Raw genomic sequence first — 13,481 nt, 5'->3', positions numbered from 1 at the left:
AAAGCTTGATAAATTTAGTGCGAATCGTAAGACCTCATTGACCTTTTGTTATATAATTTACAGAAAGATCCGATATAATGTATATCAGATACGATGAAAAATAGACTTTAGTCCTGGCAGGTGTGGAACGTAATGGCAGCATTTTTAAAATTATTCGAAAAACCCGGTGTGAAGCGGTTTTCAGTATTCGTAGTATTAGCCACAGCATTATATCTATTAAGAGGAATGATGAATTTAATTCTCCTGACCTTCATATTCACCTTTTTGATGAATCGGTTAGAAGAGGTCATTAGAGGTTTTTTAAATCGCTTCCTAAAAATAGGACAGAAATCGGTCATTACCCTTTTATATATTCTCCTGGCTGGTGGATTGACGTTTGGCGGATTTGTTTTTGTGCCAATCATCGCCAAACAGGTGGAGCAGTTATTTCATTTAGGAAAGAAAATTGCAGATCATCCGCAAGATTTACCCTTCTTTGACGTCATCACCAACGTATTCGGAGATTTCAAAATATCAGCTTACTTTGAGAAAGGCTTTAATTTCCTCTATACATACTTAACAGATTTCAGCACGTTCAGTATCCAGGTCATTATGTCCTTAATATTAAGCATGTTCTTCCTGTTCGAAAAGGAACGCCTCATTCAATTCATGAACAAGTTCAAAACGAGTAAAATCTCCGTGTTCTATCATGAAATTGCCTTCTTTGGACGTAAATTCTCCAGAACGTTTGGAAAGGTACTTGAAGCACAGTTCATTATTGCTACCGTTAACTGTGTTTTAACGACAATTGCGCTTGGCATTATGGGCTTTCCGCAGTTATTTGGATTAGCGGTCATGGTCTTTTTGCTAGGCTTAATTCCTGTAGCGGGTGTGGTTATCTCTCTCATTCCACTGAGCATCATTGCGTATACACTTGGAGGCGGAATGTATGTCCTTTATATTGTGCTGGTCATCGTCATCATCCATGCCATTGAAGCCTATTTCTTAAATCCAAAGCTCATGTCAGCAAAAACAGAACTCCCTATTTTCTTCACTTTTATTGTGCTGATTTTCTCTGAACACTATATTGGCATTTGGGGGCTTATTATCGGTATTCCAATCTTTGTGTTTATTTTAGACATTTTGGAGGTCACGAATAAGGAAAAAAGTAATTAAAAAGTTCATATGAACCTGTTTACAATTTTCTAAAAATAAGGTATAAATGGTATGAAAATATCATAATAACCACACGCTTAATCCTTCTAAAGGAATGGGGGACCCATGTTTTTGGGGTGAATTTTTCTTAAATGAGAAAAAGGACATCTCTTCGTCCTAACCCGTCAGCTAACCTCATCGGCGTGAAGAGAGTAAACAGTGGTATCTTTAAGGACACGTAGACCCACGAGAAAACTCTCTCGTGGGTCTTTTTGACGAGGAAGGGGAGATTTTATTGAAGCTAGCGACGAAAATTATCATTGCCCTTATTGTAGGTGCAATCACGGGACTTTTGCTTAACATTTTTGCTCCAAATGTATTCAAAGTGTTAGATCCTTATCTATTCACGCCTCTAGGACAAATCTTCTTAAACCTGATTAAAATGTTAGTTGTACCGATCGTATTCTTCTCTATCACACTAGGGGTAGCAGGCCTTGGTGATCCGAAAAAGCTTGGCCGAATCGGCGTAAAAACCATTACTTATTTTCTACTCACTACTACCTTTGCCATCATTATTGGTATTTCACTGGCCTTACTCATTAAGCCGGGAGCATTCGGTGATTTTGATACGAAATCGGCCGATTATTCCGCAGAGGAAGCCCCATCAATGGCAGAAACACTACTCAACATTATTCCAACCAATCCAGTCCAATCTTTAGTTGAAGGAAACATGCTGCAAATCATCGTCTTTTGTGTATTTTTAGGCCTTGGAATTGCCCTGCTCGGTAAGAAAACGGAAGGCCTATTGAACCTGTTTGAACAAGGAAATGAATTAATGATGTATCTTGTCGGCGTAGTGATGAAGTTCGCACCATACGGGACATTTGGTTTGATTGCAACGGCCATTGGCAGTCAGGGGCTAGATGCCATGAAAGCGATGGGACTCTATTTCTCAGTTGTCTTTATTGCGCTCGTGCTACATTTCTTCCTAACCTATGGATCAACTGTCGCCATTTTGGCGAAACGAAATCCAATGGCGTTTTTCAAAGGATTTTCTCCAGCGATGGTTGTGGCATTTAGTACCTCAAGCAGTAACGCAGTTCTTCCGGTGTCAATGGAAACAGCGCAGAAACGTTTGAAGGTGCCAGAGCCGATTTCAAGCTTTGTACAGCCGCTGGGTGCAACCATTAATATGGATGGTACAGCGATTATGCAAGGGGTTGCGACCATTTTTATCGCACAAGTATATGGGATCGAGCTGACACTTGTACAAATGATTACCGTTGTGTTAACAGCCGTTTTGGCAAGTATCGGTACAGCGGGGGTTCCAGGAGTAGGCCTGATCATGCTCGCTATGGTATTGAACTCTGTGAATCTCCCTGTTGAAGGCATTGCGCTCATCCTTGGCATAGACCGCTTATTAGATATGGCAAGAACCGTGGTCAATATTACAGGTGACGCCGCATGTGCGGTGATTGTGACAGAAACTGAGAAAAAACATGAGCAAGGCACATCATCACCTAATGTATCGATGTAATATGCATGAAGGGCTGACTGGATCAGCCCTTTTTTTCATGGAGCCTCTTGTCTGGCGTGATATACTTTTAGCAGAATGAGCGGCCTTATCAGCCGCTATAGGCTTTACATCAGAAGGAGGAACCACTTTGCAGTCTGCTGTTTTAAAAGTAGAGAAAGTCAATAAACAAATTGGCCGGCAAATGATCTTGCAAGATATTTCTTTAGAAATTGGGCAAGGAGAAATTGTCGGATTACTTGGTCCAAACGGGTCTGGCAAAACGACCTTGATTCGGCTGATCGTTGGCTTGATGAGAAAAAACAGTGGCCGAATCATGATCAATGGATATTCTCAGGATCATGACTTGATAAAGGCGATGGCATCTGTTGGTGCCATCATAGAAAATCCTGAGTTTTATTCGTATTTAACAGGCTTTGAAAACCTAGAACTATTTGCGGCAATGCACGATGGCGTTTCCGAGGACCGCATTCATGAAGTGGTGAAAAGAGTTCGTCTGGAGCATGCCATTCATCAGAAGGTCAAGACGTATTCATTGGGAATGAAGCAAAGACTTGGGATTGCACAAGCCATTTTGCATCAGCCCACCCTGCTCATTTTAGACGAACCGACAAATGGGCTTGATCCTGCGGGAATGAAGGAATTCCGTGAGCATTTGCAAACGCTCGTACAAGAAGAGGGGACCTCTGTGTTATTTGCCACGCATTTATTGCATGAGGTAGAAGAGCTGTGTGACCGCATGATCATTATTCAAAAAGGACGGATCAAAGCGAGTGCGAATCTTCGGAACATGGAGGGCAAAGAGCAGGTGCTGATGAATATTCAGCCAGCAGAAAAGGCAGCTTTATGGCTTGGCAAAAATGGGTATACATATGAGCGAAATGGAGAGAGAGTGCTGCTCCAACTGAACAACGATCGTGTGCCAGAGCTTAACAAACAGCTCGTGTTGGCAGGATTTGATGTGTTAGAAATGACACCTCAAAAACAATCCATTGAAGAGGCCTTTATGAAATGGACGGAAGGCGGGACAGCAGATGCTTCAACTCATCAAGAATGAGCATAAAAAAATCATGCGGCAAAAGATCACCTTCATTGCACTTGGATTGATCGTCGTCTTTCAAATGACGATGGCTTTAGCGATGAAACGTGTCATATCAAGTTTTGGCGGGCAAGATACGGTCGCGAACTATTTTGCCTATTCCACAAACGTCGTGTTTATTTTACAGGTGCTCGCTGTCGTCATTGGTGCGACACTGATCTCAACAGAGTTTCAAAAAAAGACGATCAAGTTCTTATTCATCCGGCCAAAGACAAGACTGCATATTTTTCTGTCAAAATATATGACACTTGTGCTCGCGGTCATCTACCTGTTTGTTTTTTATTACGTGCTAGCTTTTCTATTTGGTCTTATTTTCTTCGGTACTGAATTTGATGAAAGTACAAGGCGATTATTTCAGCATACGTTTGCTGTCATTGGATCACAGTGGGTGGAAGTGGTCATGATGGCAAGCTTCGCTTTTATGTGTTCCAGTTTATTTAGGAATAGCTTGATCGCGCTTGTGACCTCGTTTTTTGTTTTATATGCGGCCAAATCACTTGTGCCCATCATGTCTCTCTTAGAAAATCAGTGGGGGAAAATTCTGCTTTTCGCCAATACGGATTTTACTCAGTACAGCTTTCAAGGACCGCCGCCCTTTGATGGAATGAGTCCTTTGTTTTCATTATTCATTGTAGGGGCGCATTTTGTTTTCTTTGTTGGAACGGCTTGGTTCCTGTTTTGGAAACGTGATGTAAATGTGTAAAAATTGTGTCAAATAACAAGAAAAATTCGTGACATCTTTGTGAAAACGAGTCTGTATTTCACGATATCCGGTTGATTTTGTCTTATAATAAGAGGGAGTCATGGAGGTGGCACTATCGTGAAAAATTTCATTACGGCTTTACCAATTTTGTTGTTGCTGTCGTTTTCGTTTGTGTCTTTTGCCTTCCAGTTTGATCACCTTGTTTATTTCAGACTAGCGCTGGGGATCTTTTCGTTAGCGGGTCTTTTCTTTCTGTATACACTTAAAAGAAACATGAAATGGTTCATGGTTTATTTATATGCGAGCTGGATCATTTTAGCTGCCGTCACGACATTTGAAGAACCTGTATTTTCTCAATTCTTTTTCGGCGGTTTAACAATGACAATGGGTTATCTCACATATATGCTCATTTACTTAGGCATGAAGCAGGACCATGTAGCGAAATCACATTAAAACAAAAGCCGATAAAATCTGTTAGACGATTTTATCGGCTTTTTCCTTTCGGTTGAGGCAAATAAAAGAGCGGCCAGCAATTGACTGCTCATCTTGTATTTATGATTCACGTCCAGCAACTGCCAGCTGTTTCTGATGCTTTTTGTCGATTGTTTCGTATATACTTTCCATCATCTTAGGATCGCGCATGATCGCTTCCTTGTTTTCTTCAATCAATTGCTGGTACGTTTTGATCTTCTTCTTAGACATGTGACTCATCGCTCCTTTATAAGAATGGACGTTTATAAGATTTCACAAAGATGAAATTGATAATCATTTTCAATTAGCTAGCAACTTCATTATACAAACTCAAATAGCAGAAGTAAAGATTCAATTCAGAAAATTCACGTAACCGACATATTCCCATCCATATCGACGCAGAATTCTTTCCCAGGAAATAATTCGCTGTCAATTCTTGTCGTGACACCATTCACTACATTCTTTTCTTCGTTGAAACGTTTTGGCTCTACCTCTCGTCTTATGTAGAGATTTAATATGGAAGAAATGAAAAAGACACCAGCAAGAGTTTGCTGATGTCCTTCATGATCATCAATTATGAAACGTGTTCTTGAAGAAACTCTGTCACTTCTTCAGGTGATTTTGCATTTGCACTGTGTAAATGACCTGTTTTTTCGCCATTTTTGAAAATTAACAGGCTTGGAATACCCATGACCTGATACGTTTCCGCTAATTCAGGGAAGTCATCCTTGTTTATTTCAAACCATTCAATGTGAGCATAAGCCTCTAAAATGTCTGGAATGAACATGTCCATTCTAGTGCAATCAGGACACCATGTCGCAAAGAATTTAACGATGACTTCTTTGTCTGATTGAATGATTTCATTGAATTGTTCAGTACTTGTGATTTTCTTCAATTTGTCACAACTCCTTTTCAATGTCATTTTAATATAAAATTAAGGCGAATGACATACAAATGCTCGGGGGGCGCTTACAACCTTTTACAAATCATTTCATTTCCGTAACAAGAAAAATAAATTAGAGCATTTTCGCTTGAAAGTGATAAGATAGTAAAGATGAATTTTAGTGGGGGGAGTATCCATTGAAAATAAGTTTAGGATTGGTTTACGGCGGAAAGTCAGCCGAACATAATGTATCACTGCAAACAGCCCTTGCAGTTACAAAGGCACTTAACACTGAGAAGTTCGATATACATCCAATTTATATTACAGAAGAGGGCGAATGGCTAAGAGGAGAAAAACTCACTGAACCAGTGTCAAACGTCAAAATGCTTCAATTTGAACAAAATGCAAAGACGTTTTTACCAACTTCTTTAAATGAGAGCATGTTTCCGCAACCTGCATCAGCTGATGAAAAGATTGATGTCGTCTTTCCATTGTTGCACGGACCAAATGGTGAAGATGGAACGATGCAAGGTTTACTTGAACTGTTAAATATCCCGTATGTCGGTAACGGCGTTCTCGCTTCTGCTGCGGGTATGGATAAAGTCATGATGAAAGATGTTTTTGCTCAAGCAGGACTTGCACAAGCAAAACACCTTTCCTTCAATAAAAAAGACTATGAGAAAACCACATCAGGAAGCTTAGAACAGGTGGAGCAAGTACTAGGATATCCTTGCTTTGTGAAACCTGCCAACATGGGGTCAAGTGTTGGAATTAGTAAATGCCGTAGCAAAGAAGAGCTTCAAGCAGCATTTGATTTGGCTTTCCAATATGATCGTCGTGTTGTCGTCGAAGAAGGGGTCATTGGAAGAGAAATCGAAATTGGTGTATTGGGAAATGACGAGCCAAAATGCTCTGTCGTTGGTGAAATTGCACCTAAAACAGATTTTTATGACTACAAAGCAAAATATGAAGATGGCGATACAGACTTGATCATTCCTGCGAGTGTTTCAGAGGATGAATACAAGACGATTCACGATATGGCGATTAAAGCATTTAAAGCCATTGATGGATCTGGTCTCGTACGTGCAGACTTCTTCCTAACCGAGGATGGCAAAGTGCTGATCAATGAAGTGAATACAATGCCTGGATTCACACCATTCAGTATGTTCCCGCTGCTTTGGAAACATACTGGTGTAGAGTATCCTGAGTTGATTGAAAAGCTAGTGTCACTTGCAATAGAACGTCATCAAGAAAAACAAACCATTAAAACAACTTTTTAATGTGAGCAACAAGTAGACACTATCCTACAGGTAGTGTCTCTTTTCCTTCAAACGTGAAATGAGAAAGAGAGGCGAAAAATCATGATCAAACGTACAGTGAAACAAATCGCCCAAATGGCTGGTGGAACACTATCTAATCAAGCTTTTGGCGAAGAGCAAATTCACGGAGTGACAACAGATACACGAAACGTATCAAAAGGCGCATTGTTTATCCCGCTTATTGGAGAACATTTTAATGGTCACACATTTGCTTCAAAAGCCGTGGAGCTTGGAGCTGCGGCTGTTCTTTGGAATCAAAAAGAAGGCAATCCACCAGAAGACGTTCCAGTCATTTTCGTAGAGGATACACTGGGTGCACTCCAACAGCTGGCGAAAGCATACTTGAAAGAAGAAAATCCTCGTGTTGTCGGTATTACAGGAAGTAATGGGAAAACAACAACGAAAGACATGATTCATTCTGTCTTACAAACGGCGTATCAAGTCCATAAAACAAATGGCAATTTTAATAATCATATCGGTCTTCCGCTTACCATTCTTGCGATGCCAGAAGGAACGGAGATCGCTGTTTTGGAGATGGGCATGAGTGCAAAAGGAGAGATCGAGTTTTTATCAAATCTCGCTGAGCCTGATGCAGCAGTTATTACCAATGTCGGAGAATCTCATATGCAAGATTTAGGCTCAAGAGAAGCCATTGCCGATGCAAAATGTGAGATTACAAAAGGGTTAAAAGAGGATGGTGTCTTTTTTTATTTAGGAGATGAGCCCTTACTTCGTGAAAGAGCGAATGCACTGACTCACAACATGAAAACCTTTGGAGAAGCAGAGGACTGTGATATCAGAGTGAATCACATCAATCAGCTTGCAGAAGGAACTGAATTTCAAGTCGAAGGATACGCTCAGGCGTTTCTTATTCCTGTATTAGGGAAACATAATGTGAAGAATGCGCTTGCTGCTATTGCTATTGGTCAGCATTTTGGGCTGAATGAAAGACAAATCGCCCAAGGATTGATGCAAACGAAATTGACGGGGATGCGTCTTGAGCTGTTTACAACAGATAAAGGAATTACGGTCATAAACGATGCGTATAATGCAAGTCCTACTTCAATGAAAGCAGCGATCGATCTTGTGGGAGATATGGACGGCTTCGCTAATCGCATTCTAGTGCTTGGTGATATGCTTGAGATGGGCAGCGAAGAAGAAACGTATCATTATGAACTAGGCGAATACATTAAGCCTGAGTTTATCGACCATGTCATGACGTATGGACGTCTAGGTGCATTCATTGCTGAAGGAGCGAAGAAAGCATTTGGAGACGCGCGCGTATTCTCATATATGGACAAAGAGGAACTGAAGAAAAAATTAGCTGAAGTGGCAGGGCCTGACGATGTTGTTCTTGTCAAAGCCTCACGCGGCATGAGATTAGAAGAGGTCATTACTGCACTATAAAAAGTGAGCGGCAAAGAAGGTGACAGAATGATTGGCTGTCTATGTATACACGGTTTTACTGGGGCCCCTTATGAGGTAGAACCGCTGGCGCAGCACTTAAAGCAGACGACAGATTGGAATGTGCAGTCTATCACGCTTCCAGGGCATGGGGAAGAGCTTCAGTTAAAAGGCATTCTTTATCAAGAATGGATCGCGACAGCTGAACTAGAACTCCTATCCCTCTACCGAACATGTGACACCATTTATTTGGTCGGCTTTTCAATGGGCGGCATGATTGCCTCATACTTAGCTGCGAAGTATCCGGTTGCTCGCCTTGTTCTTTTAAGTGCTGCAGCAAAATATGTGAACCCAAAACAGATGATTCAAGACACAAGGCAGATGGTGAAGGAATCTTTGTCTGGATTGATTGATTCCAATCCTTTATATGATCGGTATCGTCATAAGCTAACGAGCACGCCGCTATCAGCTGCTTTAGAATTTATGAAGCTGGTAAAGCAAACGAAGAGCTCCCTTGAGAAGCTTCATCTGCCCGTCTTAATTGTTCAAGGGGAAAGTGATGGGATTGTTCCCGCTTCTAGCGCAGAATTTATTTATCATAAAATTCCGTCTCGCCAGAAAGAAATGTTTTATTTACCCGACTGTAAACATCATGTTTGTCATGAGCCATGTGCACAGCAATTGTTTGAGAAAGTCGAACAATTTCTAAAAAAAACAATTTAATATATAGAAAAGCGAAAATGTGGCTAAACTAATATAAAATGAATCCCACTTGTTAAAATCTACAACATTTTTGTCGAATCAGTGACAAGCCTATGTTATAATAGGAAAGAAAAGGTGGTTGATTCGTTTGTTTCAATATGACGGAAAAACCTTTATCCCGCAGTCTAATTCGAGTAATGGGGAAGTATCGGCAGGAACCATATTTCAATATCGTCAGGACGGGAATATTTTAACGGGCACATATCAAGGCGGCAGTATTGTATCTGGCGTACTTGTAGGAACAGTGAAAGAGGATGGAACACTTCATTTTAGATACCACCATGTGAGCAAGGACGGTAGCATGAGAAGCGGGTCCTGTGATTCCACACCGAAGCAGCTGGATAACGGAAAAATTCAACTGTTTGAAAAGTGGAAATGGATGGACGGAGATCAAAGTGAAGGTGAATCTGTCATTGTGGAGCAGTAGATATATCCATTTCTGTCTTGTTGAAAAACAAATAGTGTAATGGTAAGATATAATGTAGGGTAATTCGGGCTTTGTATATAATGGACCTGTCCTTTCAGGAAAGGGCAGTTTTTAATGATCATTCACGAGATTACTGAAACAGCAATTAGAAGGAGTTTGAATAATTTGACTATAACGTTTCAAGATTTTCAATTAAGCGAAAGTCTCATGAAAGCTATTAACCGCATGGGATTTGAAGAAGCAACACCGATTCAAGCAGAAACGATTCCTCTCGGTCTTCAGAATAAAGATGTCATCGGACAAGCACAAACAGGAACAGGAAAAACAGCAGCATTTGGTATTCCTCTGGTTGAAAAAATCGACCCAGCGTCTCCTAATATCCAAGCGATTATTATTGCGCCAACAAGAGAATTAGCCATTCAAGTATCTGAAGAGCTATACAAAATTGGCCAAGACAAGCGTGCGCGCGTTCTTCCGATTTACGGTGGACAAGATATCGGCCGCCAAATCCGTTCGCTCAAAAAGAATCCTCATATCATCGTAGGGACTCCAGGACGTTTACTCGATCACATTAACCGTCGTACAATGCGTCTTCAAAATGTTGAAACAGTTGTGCTTGATGAAGCAGACGAAATGCTAAACATGGGTTTCATTGAAGACATTGAATCGATCCTTTCAAATGTACCAAGTGAACACCAAACACTTTTATTCTCTGCGACAATGCCTGCACCAATTAAGCGTATTGCAGAACGTTTCATGACAAACCCAGAGCATGTAAAAGTAAAAGCAAAAGAAATGACAGTATCTAATATTCAACAGTTCTATTTGGATATTCACGAACGTAAGAAGTTTGATACTTTGACACGTCTTCTTGACATTCAATCACCTGAGCTTTCAATTGTCTTCGGTCGTACGAAACGCCGTGTTGACGAATTGACAGAAGCGCTTAACCTTAGAGGTTATACAGCTGAAGGAATTCATGGTGACCTCACTCAAGCGAAACGTATGGTTGCGCTTCGCAAATTCAAAGAAGGTTCAATCGATGTGCTTGTGGCAACAGACGTTGCAGCACGTGGACTTGATATCTCTGGCGTGACACACGTGTATAACTTCGACGTGCCGCAAGATCCAGAAAGCTATGTTCACCGTATTGGACGTACTGGCCGTGCTGGGCGTACAGGTATGGCGATTACATTTATCACACCACGTGAAAAAGATATGCTTCGTGCGATTGAGCAAACGACAAAACGTAAAATGGATCGTATGAAAGAGCCAACTCTAGATGAGGCTATTGAAGGACAACAGCAAGTAACAGTTGACCGTCTACGCACGATCATCAGTGAAAACAACTTAAACTTCTACATGACAGCTGCTGCTGAATTGCTAGAAGATCATGATTCTGTCACAGTGGTTGCGGCTGCCATCAAAATGATGACAAAAGAGCCAGATGCAACGCCTGTTCGTTTGACAGATGAAGCACCAATGATTTCAAAACGCAATCGTAACAACCGCAGCTCTTCTAAACGTAGAGAAGGCGCGGGCGGAGGCGGCTATCGCGGGAAAAGCCGTTCATCTTACGGTGATAAAAAGCGTTCATCAAATGACCGCAATCGTTCTTCTAGCGATCGTCGTCAAAAGAAATCTTATAACAACTAACATACAAGAGCGAATCCTTTGCAGGGTTCGCTTTTTTTTAACAGGCTTATTGAAACTTTTTAGGCCCTGTTTCGTAATATATTGATAGAAAAGTAAGAGAATGGGGGAAGAATGTGAGAAAACAGCCGCAACGTCAAATTAGTTTAAATGGATTAAAAGTATGGCGTCTTCAAAATGGAATTATCTCATTGATTTTCTTACTCATCATCATGGGTGTAGTGATTGCTAGCTATTATTTTAAATGGCCATATTGGATTGGAGCCATCCTCGCCGGTTTATGGATCTTACAGGTCATTTTTGGCATTTGGCTCATACCAAAAATTCGACATCACATCTGGCGCTACGAAGTATTCGAAAATGAAATTGAAATACAGCATGGGCTGATTCGCGTTACACGCGTGATTGTGCCGATGGTGCGTGTCCAGCATGTCGATACATCCCAAGGACCACTTTTAAGGCGCTACCGCTTGGCATCTGTTCAAATTTCGACTGCTGCTACGGTTCATGATATTCCAGCGTTAGAATTAGAAGAGGCAGATGAGCTTCGTGATTACATATCTCGTTTAGCAAGGGTGACAGAAGATGATGTCTGAACCAAAACGTGTACATCCAATCTCGATGTTCATTGATTTTATATCAGATGCCGTATCCATGATCAAAAACTTCATTATCCCTTTTTTTGTGCTTATTTTTGTGAACTCGAATTCAAGTATTCGCTTTTATGCGTTCATCATTCTCGGTGTGCTTCTTTTATGGAATGCTGTTTTAACCATATTAGCATGGAGACGATTCACCTACCGGATGGAAGACGATGAATTTCGTGTGGAATCGGGTGTCATCACGAAAAAGAAAAAATATATCTCGTTAGAACGAATTCAAACAGTCAATACAAGTGAAGGCATCTTCCAGCGGATTTTCGGTTTGGTGCGAGTTCAAATTGAAACGGCAGGCGGGACGGATGGTCCAGAGGTGAGCCTGACGGCGATTACAAAAGCAGAAGCAGAACAATTGAAACAGTCGATTTTCAACCGGAAGGAAAGCTTGCAGCAAGAAGAAATGGCGGATGAAACCGGTGATGCGACGCATGATCATCTCCCTGCACAAAAGCCTGTAAAGGAAGAAATCAGTGTCTCCTATCGTATGGGGGTACCAGAGCTGCTTTTAACGGCGACGACTTCAAGCGGCATTGGTGTGATTATATCGGGTTGTCTAGCCATTTACACACAAATAGATGAAATACTTCCTTTAGATGGGTTCGTCAAGCAGTTTTCCTTCTTAAGTCATGCGAGTGTTGAAATCTATGCGATCCTCATTTTTATTGCTGTATTGATTGCTTGGATGCTTAGTGTTGGAGTGACAGCGCTCCAATATGCGAATTTTGCTGCAAAACGAAGAGGGAATGACATCATCATCACAAGAGGACTCATTGAGAGACATCAAATGACCATTCCGCTTGCGAGAATTCAAGCAGTGAAAATCAAAGAAAACATTCTCCGTGAGCCTTTTGGATTTGCGACGGTGATGCTCGTTAGTGCAGGAGGTTCTATTACAGACAAAGAAACCTCTTCCGTCTTATTTCCACTGATTCGAAAGAAAAAAATCAATGAATTGCTGTCACAATTTACAGATCATTATCATTTGACACCGGAAGCTGAACTGAAAAAGGTGCCAAAGCGTTCACTCAAACGATACCTGATCTCTTACGGATTTGTTCCATTACTCGTAGGGGTGATCCTATCTGTCCGTTTTCCGCCATGGGGTTATTTGGCACTCATTCCGTTGCCGATTGCTTTGCTATTTGGGTACTTAGCCTATAAACAATCAGGTTATACGATCAAAGATCCTTTGATTCAGCTGACGACAAGAGGCATCAGCAAAACCACTGGAATTGTCTTGAGAAAACGAATGCAAAACTATACGATGACCCAATCTTATTTCCAAAAGAAAGGCCGCGTGGCGAGTATCCACACCTTTGTGAAATCCTCTGCCCTCCTTGATTCCTTTGGTGTGCATCATCTAGAAGAGGAAGAGGCTGCACGTGTATTTGATTGGTATTCCTATGAAAAAAACAAATCGTCTTAAACGAAAA

At 41.1% G+C, this 13,481-nt stretch carries 14 protein-coding genes and 1 riboswitch; of the genes, 12 read left to right on the top strand and 2 right to left on the bottom strand.

Going from position 1 to position 13,481, the window contains the following annotated elements; genetic code table 11:
- Positions 1 to 132: 132 nt before the first annotated feature.
- The 5 genes from IEE86_RS09350 to IEE86_RS09330 all read left to right on the top strand — a co-directional run bounded on the left by IEE86_RS09350 (position 133) and on the right by IEE86_RS09330 (position 4,923).
- The gene (locus IEE86_RS09350; RefSeq protein WP_191096972.1) at positions 133 to 1,155 is read left to right on the top strand and encodes an AI-2E family transporter; all 1,023 of its coding nucleotides are present in this window, start codon (positions 133 to 135) and stop codon (positions 1,153 to 1,155) included.
- Between the two features lie 64 nt (positions 1,156 to 1,219).
- Positions 1,220 to 1,352: riboswitch (cyclic di-AMP (ydaO/yuaA leader) on the top strand.
- Between the two features lie 77 nt (positions 1,353 to 1,429).
- Positions 1,430 to 2,671 carry a dicarboxylate/amino acid:cation symporter gene (locus IEE86_RS09345; RefSeq protein ID WP_191096971.1) on the top strand — a complete coding sequence of 414 codons (1,242 nt, stop codon included), beginning with the start codon at positions 1,430 to 1,432 and terminating at the stop codon, positions 2,669 to 2,671.
- A 127-nt stretch (positions 2,672 to 2,798) separates the two neighbouring features.
- Positions 2,799 to 3,725 (top strand): ABC transporter ATP-binding protein, encoded by a 927-nt coding sequence (locus tag IEE86_RS09340; RefSeq protein WP_191096970.1) that lies wholly within the window; start codon positions 2,799 to 2,801, stop codon positions 3,723 to 3,725.
- Entirely contained in the window at positions 3,703 to 4,470 is a 768-nt protein-coding gene (locus tag IEE86_RS09335) for an ABC transporter permease (protein ID WP_191096969.1), read from the top strand. The genes IEE86_RS09340 and IEE86_RS09335 overlap by 23 nt, the downstream gene beginning before the upstream one ends.
- A gap of 117 nt (positions 4,471 to 4,587) precedes the next feature.
- Positions 4,588 to 4,923, top strand: coding sequence for a hypothetical protein (locus tag IEE86_RS09330; RefSeq protein ID WP_191096968.1), 336 nt, complete (start codon positions 4,588 to 4,590; stop codon positions 4,921 to 4,923).
- A gap of 99 nt (positions 4,924 to 5,022) precedes the next feature.
- Here IEE86_RS09330 and fbpB read toward each other — a convergent pair whose 3' ends face one another.
- The gene (gene fbpB, locus IEE86_RS09325; RefSeq protein ID WP_191096967.1) at positions 5,023 to 5,172 is read right to left on the bottom strand and encodes a Fur-regulated basic protein FbpB; all 150 of its coding nucleotides are present in this window, start codon (positions 5,170 to 5,172) and stop codon (positions 5,023 to 5,025) included.
- Positions 5,173 to 5,515: 343 nt separating this feature from the next.
- Positions 5,516 to 5,836, bottom strand: a complete 321-nt coding sequence (locus IEE86_RS09320) for a thioredoxin family protein (RefSeq protein ID WP_191096966.1) — start codon at positions 5,834 to 5,836, stop codon at positions 5,516 to 5,518.
- A 185-nt stretch (positions 5,837 to 6,021) separates the two neighbouring features.
- Here IEE86_RS09320 and IEE86_RS09315 point away from each other — a divergent pair, with 185 nt between their 5' ends.
- The 7 genes from IEE86_RS09315 (at position 6,022) to IEE86_RS09285 (ending at position 13,474) form a co-directional block, all read left to right on the top strand.
- Complete coding sequence (locus tag IEE86_RS09315) at positions 6,022 to 7,104, top strand: D-alanine--D-alanine ligase (RefSeq protein ID WP_191096965.1); 1,083 nt, start codon at positions 6,022 to 6,024, stop codon at positions 7,102 to 7,104.
- An 81-nt stretch (positions 7,105 to 7,185) separates the two neighbouring features.
- Positions 7,186 to 8,550 carry a UDP-N-acetylmuramoyl-tripeptide--D-alanyl-D-alanine ligase gene (locus IEE86_RS09310; protein WP_191096964.1) on the top strand — a complete coding sequence of 455 codons (1,365 nt, stop codon included), beginning with the start codon at positions 7,186 to 7,188 and terminating at the stop codon, positions 8,548 to 8,550.
- A gap of 27 nt (positions 8,551 to 8,577) precedes the next feature.
- Positions 8,578 to 9,270 carry an alpha/beta hydrolase gene (locus IEE86_RS09305; RefSeq protein ID WP_191096963.1) on the top strand — a complete coding sequence of 231 codons (693 nt, stop codon included), beginning with the start codon at positions 8,578 to 8,580 and terminating at the stop codon, positions 9,268 to 9,270.
- Positions 9,271 to 9,397: 127 nt separating this feature from the next.
- Positions 9,398 to 9,736 (top strand): avidin-fold protein, encoded by a 339-nt coding sequence (locus IEE86_RS09300; protein ID WP_191096962.1) that lies wholly within the window; start codon positions 9,398 to 9,400, stop codon positions 9,734 to 9,736.
- 165 nt (positions 9,737 to 9,901) lie between these two features.
- Positions 9,902 to 11,392 carry a degradosome RNA helicase CshA gene (cshA, locus tag IEE86_RS09295; RefSeq protein WP_191096961.1) on the top strand — a complete coding sequence of 497 codons (1,491 nt, stop codon included), beginning with the start codon at positions 9,902 to 9,904 and terminating at the stop codon, positions 11,390 to 11,392.
- Positions 11,393 to 11,505: 113 nt separating this feature from the next.
- Entirely contained in the window at positions 11,506 to 11,985 is a 480-nt protein-coding gene (locus IEE86_RS09290; RefSeq protein ID WP_191096960.1) for a PH domain-containing protein, read from the top strand.
- Positions 11,975 to 13,474: a PH domain-containing protein gene (locus IEE86_RS09285; protein WP_191096959.1), complete on the top strand. Its 1,500-nt coding sequence runs from the start codon at positions 11,975 to 11,977 to the stop codon at positions 13,472 to 13,474. Before IEE86_RS09290 ends, IEE86_RS09285 begins: the two co-directional genes overlap by 11 nt.
- Positions 13,475 to 13,481: the final 7 nt, after the last annotated feature.

The organism is Bacillus crepusculi, from assembly GCF_014764715.1.
In the GTDB taxonomy this organism is placed as follows: Bacteria; Bacillota; Bacilli; order Bacillales; family Bacillaceae; genus Bacillus.
The sequence above is the reverse complement of the archived record's forward strand: the minus strand, read 5'-3'. Positions and strand labels throughout refer to the sequence as shown.

Coding starts and splice junctions, on each gene's coding strand:
- IEE86_RS09350 (WP_191096972.1), top strand. CDS start 133: ATGGCAGCATTTTTAAAATTATTCGAAAAACCCGGTGTGAAGCGGTTT.
- IEE86_RS09335 (WP_191096969.1), top strand. CDS start 3,703: ATGCTTCAACTCATCAAGAATGAGCATAAAAAAATCATGCGGCAAAAG.
- fbpB (WP_191096967.1), bottom strand. CDS start 5,172: ATGTCTAAGAAGAAGATCAAAACGTACCAGCAATTGATTGAAGAAAAC.
- IEE86_RS09310 (WP_191096964.1), top strand. CDS start 7,186: ATGATCAAACGTACAGTGAAACAAATCGCCCAAATGGCTGGTGGAACA.
- IEE86_RS09305 (WP_191096963.1), top strand. CDS start 8,578: ATGATTGGCTGTCTATGTATACACGGTTTTACTGGGGCCCCTTATGAG.
- IEE86_RS09285 (WP_191096959.1), top strand. CDS start 11,975: ATGATGTCTGAACCAAAACGTGTACATCCAATCTCGATGTTCATTGAT.